The sequence below is a fragment of the Pseudomonas saudiphocaensis genome, assembly GCF_000756775.1.
GTDB lineage: Bacteria > Pseudomonadota > Gammaproteobacteria > Pseudomonadales > Pseudomonadaceae > Stutzerimonas > Stutzerimonas saudiphocaensis.
This window is the reverse complement of sequence record NZ_CCSF01000001.1, coordinates 964,472-980,560: the sequence shown is the minus strand read 5'-3', so window position 1 is coordinate 980,560 and position 16,089 is coordinate 964,472. Positions and strand designations below refer to the sequence as shown.

General features: G+C 59.2%; 16 protein-coding genes and 1 pseudogene. 14 read left to right on the top strand and 3 right to left on the bottom strand.

The window, feature by feature from the left end; all coding sequences use genetic code 11:
- Positions 1-9 precede the first annotated feature (9 nt).
- The 4 genes and pseudogenes from BN1079_RS04660 (at position 10) to sstT (ending at position 4,174) form a co-directional block, all read left to right on the top strand.
- Positions 10-1,017, top strand: a complete 1,008-nt coding sequence (locus BN1079_RS04660; protein ID WP_037022682.1) for an amidohydrolase family protein — start codon at positions 10-12, stop codon at positions 1,015-1,017.
- Between the two features lie 120 nt (positions 1,018-1,137).
- Positions 1,138-1,623: pseudogene (locus BN1079_RS17945) on the top strand (MCP four helix bundle domain-containing protein); the annotation flags it as partial.
- A 96-nt stretch (positions 1,624-1,719) separates the two neighbouring features.
- Complete coding sequence (locus BN1079_RS17940; RefSeq protein WP_408581875.1) at positions 1,720-2,760, top strand: methyl-accepting chemotaxis protein; 1,041 nt, start codon at positions 1,720-1,722, stop codon at positions 2,758-2,760.
- 169 nt (positions 2,761-2,929) lie between these two features.
- Positions 2,930-4,174: a serine/threonine transporter SstT gene (gene sstT / locus BN1079_RS04650; RefSeq protein WP_037022680.1), complete on the top strand. Its 1,245-nt coding sequence runs from the start codon at positions 2,930-2,932 to the stop codon at positions 4,172-4,174.
- Between the two features lie 96 nt (positions 4,175-4,270).
- Here the strand turns inward: sstT and fabB are convergent, their stop codons facing one another.
- Together fabB and fabA are read right to left on the bottom strand one after the other, a co-directional pair.
- The gene (gene fabB / locus BN1079_RS04645) at positions 4,271-5,488 is read right to left on the bottom strand and encodes a beta-ketoacyl-ACP synthase I (protein ID WP_037022677.1); all 1,218 of its coding nucleotides are present in this window, start codon (positions 5,486-5,488) and stop codon (positions 4,271-4,273) included.
- Positions 5,489-5,499: 11 nt separating this feature from the next.
- Positions 5,500-6,015, bottom strand: coding sequence for a 3-hydroxyacyl-[acyl-carrier-protein] dehydratase FabA (gene fabA / locus BN1079_RS04640; protein ID WP_037022674.1), 516 nt, complete (start codon positions 6,013-6,015; stop codon positions 5,500-5,502).
- Positions 6,016-6,557: 542 nt separating this feature from the next.
- Here fabA and BN1079_RS04635 point away from each other — a divergent pair.
- The 8 genes from BN1079_RS04635 to BN1079_RS04600 all read left to right on the top strand — a co-directional run bounded on the left by BN1079_RS04635 (position 6,558) and on the right by BN1079_RS04600 (position 12,748).
- Entirely contained in the window at positions 6,558-7,580 is a 1,023-nt protein-coding gene (locus BN1079_RS04635) for an NAD(P)H-dependent glycerol-3-phosphate dehydrogenase (RefSeq protein WP_037022671.1), read from the top strand.
- Positions 7,581-7,601: 21 nt separating this feature from the next.
- On the top strand, positions 7,602-7,937 hold the full coding sequence (locus tag BN1079_RS04630; RefSeq protein WP_037022668.1) for a DUF4389 domain-containing protein: 336 nt from the start codon (positions 7,602-7,604) through the stop codon (positions 7,935-7,937).
- Positions 7,934-8,419, top strand: coding sequence for a phosphohistidine phosphatase SixA (gene sixA, locus BN1079_RS04625; protein ID WP_037022666.1), 486 nt, complete (start codon positions 7,934-7,936; stop codon positions 8,417-8,419). Before BN1079_RS04630 ends, sixA begins: the two co-directional genes overlap by 4 nt.
- Positions 8,416-8,856 (top strand): hotdog fold thioesterase, encoded by a 441-nt coding sequence (locus BN1079_RS04620; protein WP_037022661.1) that lies wholly within the window; start codon positions 8,416-8,418, stop codon positions 8,854-8,856. The genes sixA and BN1079_RS04620 overlap by 4 nt, the downstream gene beginning before the upstream one ends.
- Before the next feature lie 120 nt (positions 8,857-8,976).
- Entirely contained in the window at positions 8,977-9,786 is an 810-nt protein-coding gene (locus BN1079_RS04615; RefSeq protein WP_037022659.1) for an alpha/beta fold hydrolase, read from the top strand.
- Entirely contained in the window at positions 9,783-10,649 is an 867-nt protein-coding gene (locus BN1079_RS04610; RefSeq protein ID WP_037022657.1) for an alpha/beta fold hydrolase, read from the top strand. The genes BN1079_RS04615 and BN1079_RS04610 overlap by 4 nt, the downstream gene beginning before the upstream one ends.
- Before the next feature lie 157 nt (positions 10,650-10,806).
- Positions 10,807-11,595 (top strand): DUF4892 domain-containing protein, encoded by a 789-nt coding sequence (locus tag BN1079_RS04605; protein ID WP_037022655.1) that lies wholly within the window; start codon positions 10,807-10,809, stop codon positions 11,593-11,595.
- Between the two features lie 76 nt (positions 11,596-11,671).
- A complete protein-coding gene (locus tag BN1079_RS04600; protein WP_037022654.1) occupies positions 11,672-12,748 on the top strand; it encodes an AI-2E family transporter in 1,077 nt (358 codons plus the stop codon).
- A gap of 36 nt (positions 12,749-12,784) precedes the next feature.
- Here BN1079_RS04600 and BN1079_RS04595 read toward each other — a convergent pair whose 3' ends face one another.
- Positions 12,785-13,768 (bottom strand): patatin-like phospholipase family protein, encoded by a 984-nt coding sequence (locus BN1079_RS04595; protein WP_037022653.1) that lies wholly within the window; start codon positions 13,766-13,768, stop codon positions 12,785-12,787.
- 160 nt (positions 13,769-13,928) lie between these two features.
- On the opposite strand from BN1079_RS04595, the gene selD reads away from it, so the two are divergent.
- The gene (gene selD, locus BN1079_RS04590; protein ID WP_037022652.1) at positions 13,929-14,963 is read left to right on the top strand and encodes a selenide, water dikinase SelD; all 1,035 of its coding nucleotides are present in this window, start codon (positions 13,929-13,931) and stop codon (positions 14,961-14,963) included.
- A complete protein-coding gene (gene mnmH, locus BN1079_RS04585) occupies positions 14,963-16,081 on the top strand; it encodes a tRNA 2-selenouridine(34) synthase MnmH (RefSeq protein ID WP_037022651.1) in 1,119 nt (372 codons plus the stop codon). Before selD ends, mnmH begins: the two co-directional genes overlap by 1 nt.
- Positions 16,082-16,089: the final 8 nt, after the last annotated feature.

Sequence of the window (16,089 nt, the reverse complement as noted above, 5' to 3'; positions counted from 1 at the left end):
AGGACATCAGTGTTCAATATTCAGAAGTGTTTCGTCGCGGTCTGTCTGATCGCAACCATCGCGTCAGCTCAGGCGCGTGACTATCGCTACAGTGATGCGCACCTGCATCTGGTGGATTTCTTTCAGGAAAGTGCTGGAGTTTCCAAGCTCATCGAAGCGATGGATGCGGGCAATATCGATCACGCCATGGTCAGTGGCATTCCGGTAGCCAAGAAGTGGCATGAAAACGAGCCGAAGAGACCACGCTACTACGCTGGGGATGATGCTCCGGTGTACTGGTACAGCGCCACCGACGTGATCATCGCCGCCGCCATGGAGGAACTGGACGAGCAACAGCGCAAGCGCTTTCACCCTTTTCTGTCAGGGTTCAACCCCAATGACAAGAATGCCGCTACCCACATCCGCCGGATGCTCGAGCTCAATCCAGGTCTTTGGCAGGGGATAGGCGAGATCTTTACTCGCCACGATGACATCACTGCACTGACCGAAGGGGATACTCCGCGCGCCAATAATGAAGCGCTGGCAAAGGTTTACCACTTGGCTGCCGAGTTCGACCTGCCAGTGATGCTGCATTCCAACCTCACCTCCAAGCGCGAGCGAAATCCACTGTACCTGGCCGAGCTGGAGGAACCGCTGCGCAATCATCCGCACACTCGCTTCATCTGGGCCCATGCCGGTACCAGCATGGAATTGCACCGCCATCAGGAGGAGCTGGATTTTCTGCTGCCGACCGTAACGCGATTGCTCGACGACTATCCCAATCTCTACATCGACCTGTCATGGACCATGCTTCGCCCTTATCTGCTGGATAAGGACGATAAGCCACGCGCCGAGTGGCTTGAATTGGTTGAGCGCCACCCAACCCGTTTCATGCTCGGCAGTGATGTAGTGGGCCGTTTCGACAGTCTTGCTGAAGGTATGCAGGCATTTGATCCTTTTCTCGATGGGTTGTCAGAAAAGGTCGCTCATCGAGTAGCTCGTGAAAACTTTCTGGAGATACTGCCGGCCAAGCGTTAACGCTCGCCCCTTCAGGACTGCCTGATCGCCTTACTCATACCTATCGTCAAACCCGGTCAAGTTGCGTGACTGCGGGCCGATACTGTTTTATCCATTCAGTATTTCGGAAGGTGATGAACTATGTTCAGGCAGATGACTATCGCATTACGAGCCGGGCTTGGCTTCGGTGTAGTTGCCTTGCTGGTGTTTTTGCTCGGTGGTTTCGCCCTGTTGCAAATATCCTCGATGCAAAAAGAAGCGCGTGAAGTGAACGTTCGTTGGTTACCCAGCATCGTTTCGCTGGGCGAGGTCAATCAGGAGTTTCTACGTCTACGTGCGGCAACCCTGCGACTGTTGGTGACCGAACAGGGTGAAGAGTTTCGTCGAGGTGTTACCGCTGTCGAAGACCTGAAGAGTTCGCTTGCATCGGCACGCCAGAGGCTGGACGGCTTGATCACTAGCCAGGAAGGCCGCTCGATTCTGACTCGGTTTGAACAGTCTTTTGCCAATTACGAGCGCCATCAGGTTCAGATCGTTGACCTGGCCGGAAAAGGACGCGTAGAGGAAGCCATTGCGCTTACCAATGGCGAGCTAAACCAGCATGCCCGAGATGCCTCGGCAGCATTGCGAGAGCTCCTCCAGTACAACGGTGGCAATGCCGATCAAGCCTCATTGCGATCAGAAGCAGCTGCGTCCAGTGCGTTCAATGGCGTGATTTTCGCCATGCTGCTTGCAGCCCTGGCAACGGTCATCCTTGCCATGCTGCTTACGCGCAGCATTGTCCGTCCTCTGAATGAAGCAGTGACCATCGCTGAAGTAGTAGCCTCTGGCAACCTCACGCACCGCATCGACGTCGTGGGCCGAGATGAGCCCGCACGGCTGCTGACAGCCTTGAAAACCATGCAGGACAGTCTGCGCAACACCATCCAGAGCATTTCTGACTCCTCCAATCAGCTGGCATCTGCGGCGGAAGAACTGAACGCGGTGACCGAAGATTCGACCCGCGGCCTGCATCAGCAGAACCATGAGATCGAGCAGGCGGCAACAGCGGTAAATGAAATGACCGCTGCGGTGGATGAAGTGGCGCGTAATGCCGTGGCGACTTCCGAGGCTTCGCGTGAGTCGGATGCCACCGCCCAGCAAGGTCGCCAGCAGGTGATCAGAACAGTCGACTCCATCAACTTGCTGGCTGGTGACGTCACGACTACGGCGACGCAGGTGGAGCAGCTGGCAGGGCAGGTGCGCGATATCAGTCAGGTGCTCGAGGTCATTCGCTCGGTGGCCGAGCAGACCAACCTGCTGGCCTTGAACGCAGCCATTGAAGCTGCACGCGCTGGCGATGCCGGTCGAGGTTTCGCCGTGGTGGCCGATGAAGTGCGGGCTCTGGCGCACCGTACGCAGCAGTCCACTCAGGAAATTGAGCAGATGATCGCCGATGTCCACCAGAATACCGACAAGGCTGTGCAGGCCATGCAAGTTAGCAATGAGCGGGCACGCACCACACTGGAAGTCGCCCGCGCTGCCGGGGACGCGTTGGATGAAATCACCGCAGCCATCAGCCAGATCAGTGAGCGCAACCTGGTGATCGCCAGCGCTTCAGAAGAACAGGCCCAGGTCGCCCGTGAAGTTGACCGTAATCTGGTGAACATCCGTGACCTCTCACTGCAATCCTCTGCAGGCGCCAACCAGACCAGCGCGGCCAGCCAGGAATTGTCCCGTCTGGCCATCGATCTGAACAATCTCGTCGCGCGGTTCCGTATCTGACCGGACAGTTGCCGCCTCGGGCAAGCCGAGGCGTCGCACCAGGCGCCTTCAGGTGCTGGGCAGATGAGGCGAGGGGGCGTACCATTCGGCGCTTTTATCGGCTGTTTGGCGCGTCGTATTATCGTCAAACGCCTGACCCCCGAAGCCCTCATGCGCCGAGACTCCCGTCATGTCAGATCTCTCAACCCGTCTTTTCAGAGCCTACAGCCGCATCAGTCTGGTGACGCAAATAATCACCGGCCTGGTCGCTGGCTGTTTGCTTGCCGTGCTGCTACCGGAGGCGGCGCGTTCACTCAGCTGGCTGGGTGATCTGTTCGTTGCAGGTCTTAAGGCTGTAGCGCCGGTACTGGTATTTGTACTGGTTACGACTTCTCTTGCCACTCATAAGCAAGGACAGCCCACGCACATTCGGCCAATCCTGGTTCTTTATGCGCTGGGTACACTTGGTGCGGCAGTGGTGGCCGTTATCGCCAGCAGCCTGTTTCCGACGACCCTGATACTGGTCAGCGAAACGAGCGAGGTGGTAGCACCATCGGGTATCGGCGCGGTATTGAAAACACTGCTGTTCAACATCGTCGACAACCCCGTGCACGCGCTGCTTGAAGGCAACTACATCGGCATCCTGGCCTGGGCCATCGGGCTGGGGGTCGCTCTCCGCTACGCTCGGGACACCACGCGAGAGCTGCTCGGGGATATCTCTGATGGCGTGATGTTCATCGTCAAGGGGGTGATTCGTTTCGCTCCGCTGGGTGTGTTTGGTCTGGTTGCCGGAACACTGGCGCAGTCCGGTTTTTCAGTCCTCGCCAGTTACCTGAAACTCTTGCTGGTGCTGGTGGGCAGCATGCTGTTCGTAGCGTTGTTGCTGAATCCGCTGATCGTGTATTGGAAGATTCGCCGGAATCCCTATCCGCTGGTGCTTACCTGTCTGCGTGAAAGCGGAATAACTGCATTCTTCACCCGCAGTTCGGCCGCGAATATTCCGGTCAACATGCAGCTTTGCGAGCGCCTGGGTCTGCATAAGGACACCTATTCGATCGCGATCCCGCTGGGCGCCACCATCAACATGGGCGGGGCTGCCATCACCATCACGGTGCTGACTTTGGCTGCGGTCAATACGCTGGGTATCGTGGTGGACGTGCCGACTACGATCCTGCTCAGTTTGCTGGCGTCGATTTGCGCCTGTGGCGCTTCGGGCGTGGCTGGCGGCTCGCTGCTGCTGATACCGCTTGCGTGTAGCTTGTTTGGGATCTCCAATGACCTGGCGATGCAGGTAGTTGCAGTAGGATTCATCATCGGAGTCGTGCAGGATTCGACCGAGACTGCGCTGAACTCCTCGACCGATGCGCTGTTCACGGCGGCATCTTGCATTGCCCATGGCGATACTGCCGAAGTGGCGGATGAGCGACTGATCTAATCGGACAGTAACCGGAAGCCTCTGGGCTTGTCTGCAAAGCCACAAACAAAAACGCCCCGACCAAGTCGGGGCGTTTTGTTATCTGCAGCTAACCGATCAGCCTTTCCAACGCTTGAGCACCAGAGTAGCGTTGGTTCCACCGAAGCCGAAGCTGTTGCTCATCACGGTGTCGATCTTGGCATTTTCGCGAGTCTCGCGAACGATCGGCATGTCGGCTACTTCCGGGTCCAGTTCATCGATGTTCGCTGAGCCAGCGATGAAGTTGCCTTCCATCATCAGCATGCTGTAGATCGCCTCATGAACACCTGCTGCGCCCAAGGAGTGGCCGGACAGGCTCTTGGTCGAGCTGATGGCCGGGATCTTGTCGCCGAACATGTTGCGCACAGCCTTGATTTCCGCCACGTCACCTACCGGCGTGGAAGTGCCGTGGGTGTTGAGGTAGTCGATCTCGCCTTCAACGGTGGCCATCGCCTGCTGCATGCAGCGCAGTGCGCCTTCGCCGCTCGGGGCAACCATGTCGTAGCCATCGGAAGTGGCGCCGTAGCCAACGATTTCTGCATAGATCTTGGCGCCGCGCTTGAGGGCGTGCTCCAGTTCTTCGACTACCACCATGCCGCCGCCGCCGGCGATGACGAAACCGTCACGCTTGGCGTCGTAGGCGCGGGACGCTTTCTCCGGCGTCTCGTTGTATTGGCTGGAGAGGGCGCCCATGGCGTCGAACAGGCAGCTCTGGCTGTAGTGCTCCTCTTCACCACCACCGGCGAAAACCACGTCCTGCTTACCCATCTGGATCTGTTCCATTGCATGGCCGATGCAATGTGCGCTAGTGGCGCAGGCCGATGCGATGGAATAGTTGATGCCCTTGATGCGGAACGGCGTGGCCAGACAGGCAGAGACCGTGCTGCTCATGGTGCGTGGCACGCGATACGGGCCAATGCGCTTGACGCCCTTGTCGCGCAGGATATCGATGGCTTCCATCTGGTTGATGGTCGAGGCGCCACCGGAACCGGCAATCAGGCCGACACGTGGATTGGAAATGTCATCGGCGCTGAGGCCCGAGTCTTCCAGAGCCTGTTGCATAGCCAGATAGGCGTAAGCCGCCGCATCGCCCATGAAACGCAGGATCTTGCGGTCGATCAGCTCTTCCAGGTCCAGATTGACTGAACCGGAGACCTGACTGCGCAGGCCCATGTCCGCGTAGGCCTGATTGAAGCGAATGCCGGGGCGGCTGGCACGCAGATTAGCGGAGACGGTGTCTTTGTCATTGCCGAGGCAGGAAACGATACCCAGGCCGGTGATCACGACGCGACGCATGCGGAAGTCCTTCAGAAGCTATCGGTAGAGGTGAACAGGCCGACACGCAAACCTTCGGCGCTGTAGATCTCGCGGCCATCAACGCTGACTGTGCCATCGGCGATACCGAGGATCAGTGAGCGGCTGATGGTGCGCTTGATATGAATGTTATAGGTGACTTTCTTGGCGGTCGGCAGAACCTGGCCGAAGAACTTGACTTCCCCAGATCCCAGAGCGCGACCGCGACCTGGGTTGCCTTGCCAGCCGAGGTAGAAGCCGACGAGCTGCCACATGGCATCCAGACCGAGGCAGCCAGGCATGACCGGATCGCCTTCGAAATGGCAGCCAAAGAACCAGAGGTCCGGATTGATATCCAGCTCGGCGACCAATTCGCCCTTGCCGTACTTGCCACCCACCTCGCTGATATGAACGATGCGATCGACCATCAGCATGTTCGGTGCGGGCAGTTGCGCATTACCGGGGCCGAATAGCTCGCCGCGGCTGCAACGGAGCAGATCTTCCCGAGTAAAGGCCTGTTGTTTGGTCATGCGTATTCCTCAATGGTCCCTTACATGGAAGGGCTTGCTGCTTTTCATTCGACTCGAAAATCAAGAGTCTGATCATAAAAGACTAGTCATAGACTGCCACCCTGCGCCTAAAGTCACAGCACGGGGCTCCTCTGAAGGCAACTGCACCAGACCAGGCTAAGGTTAAAAACTCCATAAAAGGCACAATTATTAGCTGTAAAGTGCGATCTCTGGCCGAATTTCGCCTTGTCTAATCCTCGCTAACTGCGTTTCAAGGTTGCTTACAAACGGCTATGTCGTGCGCTTCCGCCTGCGCTCGAGCGATTTCATGACGGAAACGGGGCGCTACTTTAACACTCCTACGTTCTGACAACGACCTTCTGACACTCGGTTCCCTTATAGACCATGGGGGGATGGTCGGCATAAGGCGGAGCAAGGGACTGTTAGGGCTGGTTGGATCTGTTACCTGATGCTTCAGAGACTGCCAGTCTTTGTTCTGACTGTGCGCCTGCTGCAACGTATAATGCTGGCATCGCCGGTAAATGGCTCGAAACGGACACCTCATGACTGAACAGCAACCCATCGCGGTGCTTGGCGGCGGCAGCTTCGGAACCGCCATAGCTAATCTGCTGGCCGAGAACGGCCACAGCGTGCGCCTGTGGATGCGTGACCCCGAGCAGGCCGAGATCATGCGCACCCTGCGCCAGAATCCACGCTATCTCAAGGACGTAATGCTGCTAGAGCAGATTGATCCGGTCACTGACCTCGGTCAGACACTCGACGACTGCGAATTGATTTTCGTAGCGCTACCATCGATCGCGCTGCGTCAGGCGCTGTCGCCGTTCGCTGAGCGGTTGGCGGGTAAAATCCTGGTCAGCACCACCAAGGGGATCGAAGCTCAGGGCTTTAAGTTGATGAGCCAAATTCTTGAAGAAATTGCTCCGCAGGCCCGTATTGGTGTGCTTTCCGGACCTAACCTGGCGCGAGAAGTTGCCGAGCATGCCCTGACCGCCACTGTGGTCGCCAGCCTTGATGAAGCGGTGTGCCAGCAGGTACAGGCCGTGCTACACGGGCGTACTTTCCGCGTTTACGCGAGTACAGATCGCTTCGGTGTCGAGCTGGGCGGTGCCTTAAAGAATGTCTATGCAATTATGGCCGGCATGGCTGCTGCCCTGGGCATGGGCGAGAATACCCGCAGTATGCTGATTACCCGTGCTCTTGCCGAAATGACCCGTTTCGCTGTCAAGCTGGGCGCCAACCCGATGACTTTCCTCGGCCTCGCCGGGGTTGGCGATTTGATCGTTACCTGTACGTCGGAAAAGAGTCGCAATTTCCAGGTAGGTCACGCGCTTGGCCAAGGGTTGAGCCTCGATGAGGCGGTCTCACGTCTCGGAGAGGTCGCCGAGGGGGTCAATACCATCCGGGTGCTGAAGGCCAGGGCTGAAGAATTACAGGTTTACATGCCATTGGTCGCAGGGTTGCATGCCATCCTGTTCGAGGGCCACACGCTGGAACAGGTGATCGGACTGCTGATGCGTGGCGAGCCAAAAACCGACGTGGATTTCATTTCGACCGACGGCTTTTGAGCCAGAACAGCGGAGATACCGATGAACTCATCCCACACTAATGCCGAGCGCCAGTCGCTGATCATGCGCGCGATATGGATGCTGATTTTCTTTTTCGTCTGGCAGATCGCCGAGGTGGTGTTGCTGGTGGTCGTGGTTGCGCAGCTGGTCATGCGTGCATTGAACGGCAAGGTCAACGAGAGTCTGCGCGGCTTTGGCGATAGCCTCAGCCAGTACGTTGCCCAGATTGGCCGGTTCGCTACCTTCAATACCGATCGCAAACCCTGGCCGATGTCCGACTGGCCGCTGCCGCGTCCTGCTGATATCGAAACACCTCCTCCGGCCGCGTCCGATGTACCGAAGGAGCCGCAAGCATGAAGTTGTGGCTATTGCGTCACGGCGAGGCCGAGCCGAGAGCGCGTACCGATGCCGAGCGCAACCTGAATGATGCCGGCAAGCTTGAAGTGCGGGACAGCGCGGCCCATCTGCGTGGTCGCGAATTGCAGGTCATTCTTGTCAGCCCATACAACCGCGCCCAGCAGACTGCTGAGATCGTACGGCAGGAGCTTGGCTTCAGCGGCGAGGTGGAAACGGTACCCTGGCTTACGCCCGAATCCGATCCGGGCGATGCGCTGCTTTATCTTGGCCGTCGCAGCGAGAAGGAGATCCTTCTGGTGACACACCAGCCGCTGGTTGGGGTGCTGGGTGATCTCCTGATCAATGGCCGTCGTGATACGCCTCTACCCATGGCCACGGCGAGTTTGGCCGAGCTGGAGGGTGAGGACCTGGTGGCTGGGCTGATGCAGCTTGTCAGGCTGCGCCATCCGGCTCGTGACGACAAGCGGAGGCAGCCCCTTTGATCTGGCAACGTCAACCTGATCTCGAGCAGCTCAACTCGAGCGGCAAGAATTCAATTGTTGAACTGCTCGATATCCGCTTCGAAGCAGTCGATGAGCAATCCATCACGGCCAGCATGCCGGTGGATTCACGCACTCATCAGCCCTATGGCCTGCTGCATGGTGGTGCTTCGGTGGTGCTGGCCGAGACTTTGGGGTCAATGGCCAGTCACTACTGCATTGATCCTGGGCACTTCTATTGCGTGGGGCTGGAGGTCAACGCCAACCATTTGCGCGGCCTGCGCAGCGGGCGTGTTACGGCAGTGTGCCGCCCGGTACACCTGGGGCGCTCTACACACGTCTGGGATATTCGCCTGAGCGGCGAAGACGGCAAAGCCAGCTGTATCTCAAGATTGACGGTCGCGGTGGTGCCGCTTGGGGCTGATCGCCCCGGCCAGTAGCCAGCCGGCGTCGCTGGCGCCTTGTTTGGCGCGACTGCCTTTCATTCTGCTCCATGGGCCGATTGCCGCGTGGGGAAGGGCGCCAGACAATGGCTGTCTTTCTCAAGCATCCAGCACCCAATGACGCAGCGCATTTTCTTCGCCCACGCCAACGGCTTTCCTTCCGGCACCTATCGCAAACTGTTCGGTTTGCTGGCGCCTGAATATGACGTTACTCATCTCGAAGTGCACGGCCATGACCCGCGCTTTCCGGTGGACGACAACTGGCAGAACCTGGTCCGGGAACTAGTGGAGCAACTTGAGGCCCTTAAAGAGCCGGTCTGGGGAGTCGGCCATTCGCTTGGCGGCATGCTGCATTATCACGCCGCGCTGCAGCGCCCCGAGCTATACCGCGGGGTGGTCATGCTCGATTCACCCATGCCGACCTGGTTCGATCAGACCGTCATTTGGGTCGCCAAGCGCTGTGGTTTTATTGATCGTCTGACGCCAGCCGGGCGTACTCTTGGGCGACGCGAGGAGTTCGCCAGTGTCGAGGAAGCACGGGAATATTTCGCCAGTCGTGCGCTGTTTCGAACCTTCGACCCAGAATGTCTGGATGCTTATGTAGAGCACGGACTGGAGCCGACGGCCAAAGGGCTGCGTCTGCGTTTTGATCCCGACACTGAAATCAGCATCTACCGCAGCGTGCCGCATATCACTCCCGGCTGGCCCCATGCTCTCAAGATCCCGCTGGCAGTGGTGAGAGGGCAGAAAAGCCGGGTGGTGATGCCGCATCATCTTTATCTGCTGCGTCTGATGGCCCATGGCGAAGGGCATACCTTGCCCGGCGGGCATATGTTCCCGCTGGAGCATCCCCAGGATACGACGCGGCTGCTCCGTCAGTTGTTTACGCGCTGGGCCGATCTGGGGCTGGAAAGAGGTGCTGCATGAGCGTCGTGTTTGAAGAGGTCCGTCTGAGCCTGCCGCACATTGAAGTGGCGGCCCATCTCTATGGACATGAGAACGGCCAGCCGGTTATCGCTCTGCACGGCTGGCTCGACAACGCAGCGACCTTCAGCCGACTTGCGCCTTTGCTAGACGGCCTACGCATCGTTGCGCTGGACCTGCCTGGACACGGTCATTCCGAACATCGCCCCCGGGGCGCTGCGTACAACCTCTGGGACTACGCCCATGATGTTCTGCAGACGGCGGAGCAGTTTGGCTGGCAGCGTTTTTCGCTGCTTGGGCACTCCATGGGCGCCATCGTCGCGGTCTTGCTCGCTGGCGCCATGCCCGAGCGAGTCGAGCGGCTGGCGCTTATCGACGGCGTTATTCCTTTCACCGGGGAGGCCGAAGGTGCGCCGCAGAAACTCGGTGAGGCATTGCGCGCGCTCCTGAAAGTCGAGAAGAAGCGCAAACCGGTCTATGCCACGTTCGAGCAAGCGGTGGCGGCGCGCATGAAAGGTGTCGGTGCGGTCAGTTGGGAGGCTGCGGAACTGCTCGCGCAGAGGGGGCTGATGCCGGTGCCGGGCGGTTATACCTGGCGCACCGATCCCCGGCTGATGTTGCCGTCGCCGCTGCGTCTGAGTCTTGCTCATGCACAGGCCTTTATCCAGGCGGTGGCTTGTCCGACCAGTCTGGTACTGGCCGAGCAGGGCCTGCTGGTGGATGCCGACTTGCGTGAGCGTGTGCACGCCCTGCCGTTTGAGCTCCATCACCTGGCTGGTGGGCATCATCTGCACCTGGACGATCAGGCGGGGGCGGCGGCGGTGGCAGCTGTTTTCAACCCGTTCTTCGCCGCTGCGGCTAGCTAACGGGAGCTTGCGCAAGAATCTGTCGCAAACCCCTGCTTGACACGCTTTTGCCAACTGGTGAGGCTGAGGCCTTCGTCTCAGCAGGAAACATAGTGCAATGACCGATCTCCACAGGGCCGCCGTGGTCAGGGAATCTAGACTTTTCAGAGCCATGGGAATGCTGGGTCTGACCCTGTTTGCCAGCGTGGCAGGCGCCGTGGAGCTTTCCACTGTCGCGAATATCGATGTGATGTCGAGCTACCCCCAAGCGCAGGTCGTCTCCTCCAGGGAGCAGCCGGCGCTGGAACGTACCTACCCAATGGACGGGATACGCCGTATCAGTGGCCGTGTGAGAACGAGTAATCCGATCATTGCTACAGGTCAGTTGTCAGCAGTTACCTACCAGCTGCCGGAAACCCATAGCGGCATCGAAGCGTTCAACAATGCACGCAACCAGCTGATCGAGGCGGGAGCCGAACTGCTGTTCTGGTGCGAGGGGCGTGAATGCGGCTCCAGCAGCCTCTGGGCCAATGACATCTTCCAGCGCGCCAGCCTCTACGGCCCGGAGGCGCAGCAGGCTTATCTTCTGGCCCGCCAGGCGGACGACTCCGGTAACCTGGTAGCTCTATATGGCATCACCCGGGGCAATGGCAGGCCCTATCTGCACGTGGAGCAGTTCAGTCCCGCGCAGCCTTTGGGTGTCATCCTGCCGAATCCGGCTACGCTGCTGCGCCAGCTGAAAAACGCGGGGACCCTATGGCTCCCCCGTCTGGCCGATGAGCCCAGCCAGGAGTGGGCGGCCTTGCTGGCCAATGTCCTGCGTCTGGACAGCACCATACGGGTCGCGCTGGAAGGTGAGGGCGCTGCGGCCTGGCATGAAGCTCTGCTGGCTGAGCGCATCTCCGCTCGCCGTCTGGAGGGCGACACCTCGGCGGAAAAAGGTCTGCGTATCAGGCTATTGCGCTAACGAGCGTTTCAGACTGCAATAGCCGCATAATTTCCGATGCTGCCGTCATGCCACGTTTACACGGATAGGTAATCTGATGCTCAACAACGATCGTCTGCTGGTGCAGATCCTGCTTCTGGCACTGCTCGGTGCGTGCCTGTGGGTGATGGCACCCTTTGCCTCCGCACTATTCTGGGCGGCGGTATTGGCGTTCGCCAGTTGGCCGGTAATGCGCTGGCTGACGCGTCAGCTCAATGGCAACTCAACCCTGGCCGCGACATTGCTTACGTTCGGTTGGATGGTGCTGGTTGCGGTGCCCTTGATATGGCTGGGGCTGAACATTGCCGACCAGATTCGCGAGGTCAATATCCTGCTGCATAACCTTCAGGTTGAAGGATTGCCGGATCCGCCAGGCTGGCTCGAGGAACTTCCGCTGATAGGCGATAGCCTTCTAGAACTCTGGTACACGGTGGATGAGCAGGGAACGGCCTTCTTTGCCACCATCCGCCCCTATATCGGGCAGGTCGGCAACTGGCTGTTGATGCGCAGTGCGCGCATCGGTGGCGGGATGCTGGAGCTGGCCCTGAGTCTGGTGCTGGTGTTCTTCTTCTATCGCGACGGTCCCAAGCTCGCGGCCTTCGTCCACAGCTTGTTGCATCGGTTGATCGGTGGGCGTGCCGACCATTATCTGGAGCTGGTGGCCGGTACCGTGCAGCGTGTGGTCAACGGTGTGATTGGTACGGCAGCGGCTCAGGCGATCCTGGCCTACATCGGCTTCAGCATTGCTGGCGTGCCAGGCGCCTTGCTGCTGGGATTGATGACTTTCGCCTTCAGCTTCCTGATGGTGCCGCCACTGATTTGGGGGCCTGCGACTGCCTGGCTGGTCTGGCAGGGGCAGTACGGAATGGCGGTGTTCCTCGGCATCTGGGGCATGTTCATCATCAGTGGGGTGGACAACGTCCTGAAACCCTATCTCATCAGCCGAGGCGGCAACCTGCCGTTGGTAGTTGTGCTATTGGGTGTGTTCGGCGGAGTGCTGGCCTTCGGCTTTATGGGGCTTTTCCTCGGGCCGACGTTGCTGGCTGTGGCCTACAGCCTGCTGGGCGACTGGGTGCGCAAGGAGGTTCCGCAGATCAGTGCGCCCACAAGTGCGCCGGAAAAGCACGCTGAGTAAAGTCCGCTGGCACGGCGGCAATAGCTCAGCGGCCTCCTAGCACTGCTCCGTCTCGTACTTGTCCATGGCATCGCTGGCCACTATCCGTCCCAGCTTGATCAGCTCCGGGGCCTTGTAAAACTCGTAGAAGCGGCAGGCCCGTTTGGGGATGTTGATCAGTACATTGGGTGGGTAACCGGCGATCTTGTATTGCGTCAGGGAAGACTGCATCACTTCGAAGCTCTGGTTGACCAGCTCCAGCAGCGATGCCGGACCGCTTATATCCGCCACCCTCGAACCCTCGGCCGATTTCGGTGGGCAGTTTCCGGTTGGCGCAGCGGGTGGCCCACTCCGGGCAGCCTCGCCGGCCTGCAGCTCCGCAAGCTGCTCTTCTTCGTCCTTGTTGGGCCAGAAAGGAATGTGAGAAGTGATGGAGGTCATCATCGAGTCGAAACGCCCCGGCCTGAAAATCTCCGGCAAGGGGTATTGCCGATGATTGTTGGCATTGAGATTGACCGCGATGATGAGATCGCTGTGACTGGACACCACAGGTACGATCGGCAGAGGGTTCAGGATGCCGCCATCGACCAGCACCCGGTTGCCCTGAATGACCGGCGTGAACAGGCTGGGAATGGCCGCGGAAGCGCGCATGGCTTGCTCTAGATTGCCCTCCTGAAACCAAATCTCCTGTTGATTGGTAAGGTCGGCGGCAACAGCGGTGAAGGGAATCGGCAGGTCCTCGATATTGAGCGTGCCAAGCATGTCCCGAATGCGCCCGAAGATCTTTTCGCCACGTATCGCGCCAAGGCTGAAGCTTGGGTCCATCAGCCGCAGCAGGTCAAAGTAGTCGAGCGATTCGATCCAGGTGCGGTATTCGTCCAGCTTGCCGGCGGCGTAGATTCCGCCAACCACTGCGCCCATGGAGCAGCCAGCGATACAAGAGATATCGTAACCCCGTTCCGTCAGTTCTTCGATGACCCCGATATGCGCATATCCACGCGCGCCTCCGGAGCCCAATACCAGCGCGACCTTGTTGCTCATGCATTTCTCCTGTGAATCACTAGATTCGGTCCTGGAGCCTCGGCCATCAAGCCTGCGGAAAAAATAATTCGTCGTGTTGCGGCAAGCTTGGGCATGCGTCAGGCCGGAGCCTTCTTGCTACAATCGCCGCCCGTTTTGCGTCCGTCACGAGGCTACCCAGATGAGCGAACCCATTCGCCTAACTCAATACAGCCATGGCGCCGGTTGCGGCTGCAAGATCTCGCCAAAGGTGCTGGATGTGATTCTCGCAGGCAGCGGCGCACAGAATCTTGATCCGCGCTTGTGGGTCGGCAACGCCTCGCGCGACGATGCGGCGGTGTACGGCATTGATGACGAACGCGGTGTGGTTTCGACCACCGACTTCTTCATGCCCATCGTCGACGACCCCTTCGATTTCGGGCGTATCGCTGCAACCAATGCCATTAGCGACATCTACGCCATGGGCGGCAACCCGCTGATGGCCATCGCCATTCTAGGTTGGCCAGTAAATGTACTGCCGCCGGAAGTCGCGCGCGAAGTGATCGCCGGCGGCCGTGCTGTCTGCGATGCTGCGGGCATTCCTCTGGCCGGTGGGCACTCGATTGATGCCCCAGAGCCAATCTTTGGTCTGGCCGTCACCGGATTGGTGGACAGGAACCAGATGAAACGCAATGACACGGCCACGGTGGGCTGCCGGTTGTATCTGACCAAGCCGCTGGGCATTGGCATCCTCACCACTGCGGAGAAGCAGGCCAAGCTGCGCCCCGAGGATGTTGGCCGCGCGCGCGACCTGATGTGCACCCTGAACACACCGGGCAGCCGTTTTGGCAAGCTTGCCGGCGTGCGAGCGATGACGGACGTCACCGGCTTCGGCCTGCTTGGGCATCTGGTAGAAATGGCCGACGGCAGTGGCGTCACCGCGCGTATCGACTATGCCAGCGTGCCGCGCCTCGACGGAGTGGAATACTACCTGGAACAAGGCTGCGTACCCGGTGGCACCGGGCGCAACTTCGACAGCTATGGCGCACGTATTGCCAGCCTGGATGAGGCGCATAAGCAACTGCTCTGCGACCCGCAGACCAGCGGCGGCCTGCTGGTGGCAGTAGCGCCCGAAGGTGAGGTTGAGTTTCTTCAAGTCGCACGCGAGCTTGGCCTGGCCCTGGAGCCGATTGGCGAACTGGTGGAAGCGGGCAACTTCGCGGTAGAGGTTCGCTGATGCGCGAGGATACCTGCGATTATCGTCAGTTGTTTCTCGCTGACATACCCATGGTCGATGTGCGAGCGCCGGTAGAGTTCGCCAAGGGAGCCTTTCCCGGTGTAGTCAATCTGCCATTGATGAACGACCTTGAGCGGCAGAAGGTTGGTACCTGCTACAAGCAGCATGGCCAGCAGGCCGCCATCGAGTTAGGCAACCGGCTGGTAAGCGGGTCGCTCAAAGACGAGCGAATTCAAGCCTGGGCTGATTTCGCCCGTAACAACCCGCAGGGCTATATCTACTGCTTTCGCGGCGGCTTGCGCTCGCAAATCGTTCAGCAGTGGCTGAAAAGCGAAGCAGGTATCGACTATCCGCGGGTGACCGGCGGTTACAAGGCGTTGCGCAATTTTCTCCTCGACTCCCTGGAGCAGGCGGCGGCCAGTCTGGATTTTGTGCTGGTCGGAGGCATGACCGGCACCGGCAAGACCGAGGTGCTGGCTCGACTCGACAACAGCAGTGTGGATCTTGAGGGGCTAGCCAATCATCGCGGATCAAGCTTTGGCAAGCGCGCCACGCCGCAGCCGGCACAGATTGATTTCGAAAACGCGCTGGCGGTCCGTCTGTTGAAAATGCAGGCGGCCAACGTCAGCCAGTTCGTGCTCGAGGATGAGGCGCGCCTTGTGGGCCGCTGCTCGGTCCCGCTGTCACTGTTTCAGGGTATGCAGCGGTATCCGCTGGTATGGCTGGAAGACAGTCTTGAGGGCAGGGTTGAGCGCATCCTCAAGGATTACGTGATCGATCTCTGTGGCGAGTTCATCGCTGAACAGGGCGATTCAGGTTTCAGTGCCTTTGCTGAGCGTTTGCAGCAAAGCCTTGTCAATATTAGCAAGCGCCTTGGCGGTGAACAGTACAAGCGTCTGGCGCTGATCATGGATCAGGCGCTGGCCGAACAGGCCCGCAGCGGTGCTGTGGATCTGCACCGCGACTGGATCAAGGCCCTGCTGACAGGCTATTACGACCCTATGTACGTGTATCAGCGTGAGAGCAAGGCTTCGAGGATTGAATTCGCAGGCGAGCAAGACGCAGTAGTGGAATATCTCCGTGAGCGTTCTACGCGCAAGCACACAGAAGCCCTTTGAAGAGGTAT

Bases quoted from the DNA above. Each gene is read 5' to 3' on its own strand.
- BN1079_RS17940 (WP_408581875.1), top strand. From the start codon at position 1,720: ATGCTGCTTGCAGCCCTGGCAACGGTCATCCTTGCCATGCTGCTTACG.
- sstT (WP_037022680.1), top strand. From the start codon at position 2,930: ATGTCAGATCTCTCAACCCGTCTTTTCAGAGCCTACAGCCGCATCAGT.
- fabB (WP_037022677.1), bottom strand. From the start codon at position 5,488: ATGCGTCGCGTCGTGATCACCGGCCTGGGTATCGTTTCCTGCCTCGGC.
- fabA (WP_037022674.1), bottom strand. From the start codon at position 6,015: ATGACCAAACAACAGGCCTTTACTCGGGAAGATCTGCTCCGTTGCAGC.
- BN1079_RS04635 (WP_037022671.1), top strand. From the start codon at position 6,558: ATGACTGAACAGCAACCCATCGCGGTGCTTGGCGGCGGCAGCTTCGGA.
- BN1079_RS04630 (WP_037022668.1), top strand. From the start codon at position 7,602: ATGAACTCATCCCACACTAATGCCGAGCGCCAGTCGCTGATCATGCGC.
- sixA (WP_037022666.1), top strand. From the start codon at position 7,934: ATGAAGTTGTGGCTATTGCGTCACGGCGAGGCCGAGCCGAGAGCGCGT.
- BN1079_RS04615 (WP_037022659.1), top strand. From the start codon at position 8,977: ATGACGCAGCGCATTTTCTTCGCCCACGCCAACGGCTTTCCTTCCGGC.
- BN1079_RS04610 (WP_037022657.1), top strand. From the start codon at position 9,783: ATGAGCGTCGTGTTTGAAGAGGTCCGTCTGAGCCTGCCGCACATTGAA.
- BN1079_RS04605 (WP_037022655.1), top strand. From the start codon at position 10,807: ATGCTGGGTCTGACCCTGTTTGCCAGCGTGGCAGGCGCCGTGGAGCTT.
- BN1079_RS04600 (WP_037022654.1), top strand. From the start codon at position 11,672: ATGCTCAACAACGATCGTCTGCTGGTGCAGATCCTGCTTCTGGCACTG.
- BN1079_RS04595 (WP_037022653.1), bottom strand. From the start codon at position 13,768: ATGAGCAACAAGGTCGCGCTGGTATTGGGCTCCGGAGGCGCGCGTGGA.
- selD (WP_037022652.1), top strand. From the start codon at position 13,929: ATGAGCGAACCCATTCGCCTAACTCAATACAGCCATGGCGCCGGTTGC.
- mnmH (WP_037022651.1), top strand. From the start codon at position 14,963: ATGCGCGAGGATACCTGCGATTATCGTCAGTTGTTTCTCGCTGACATA.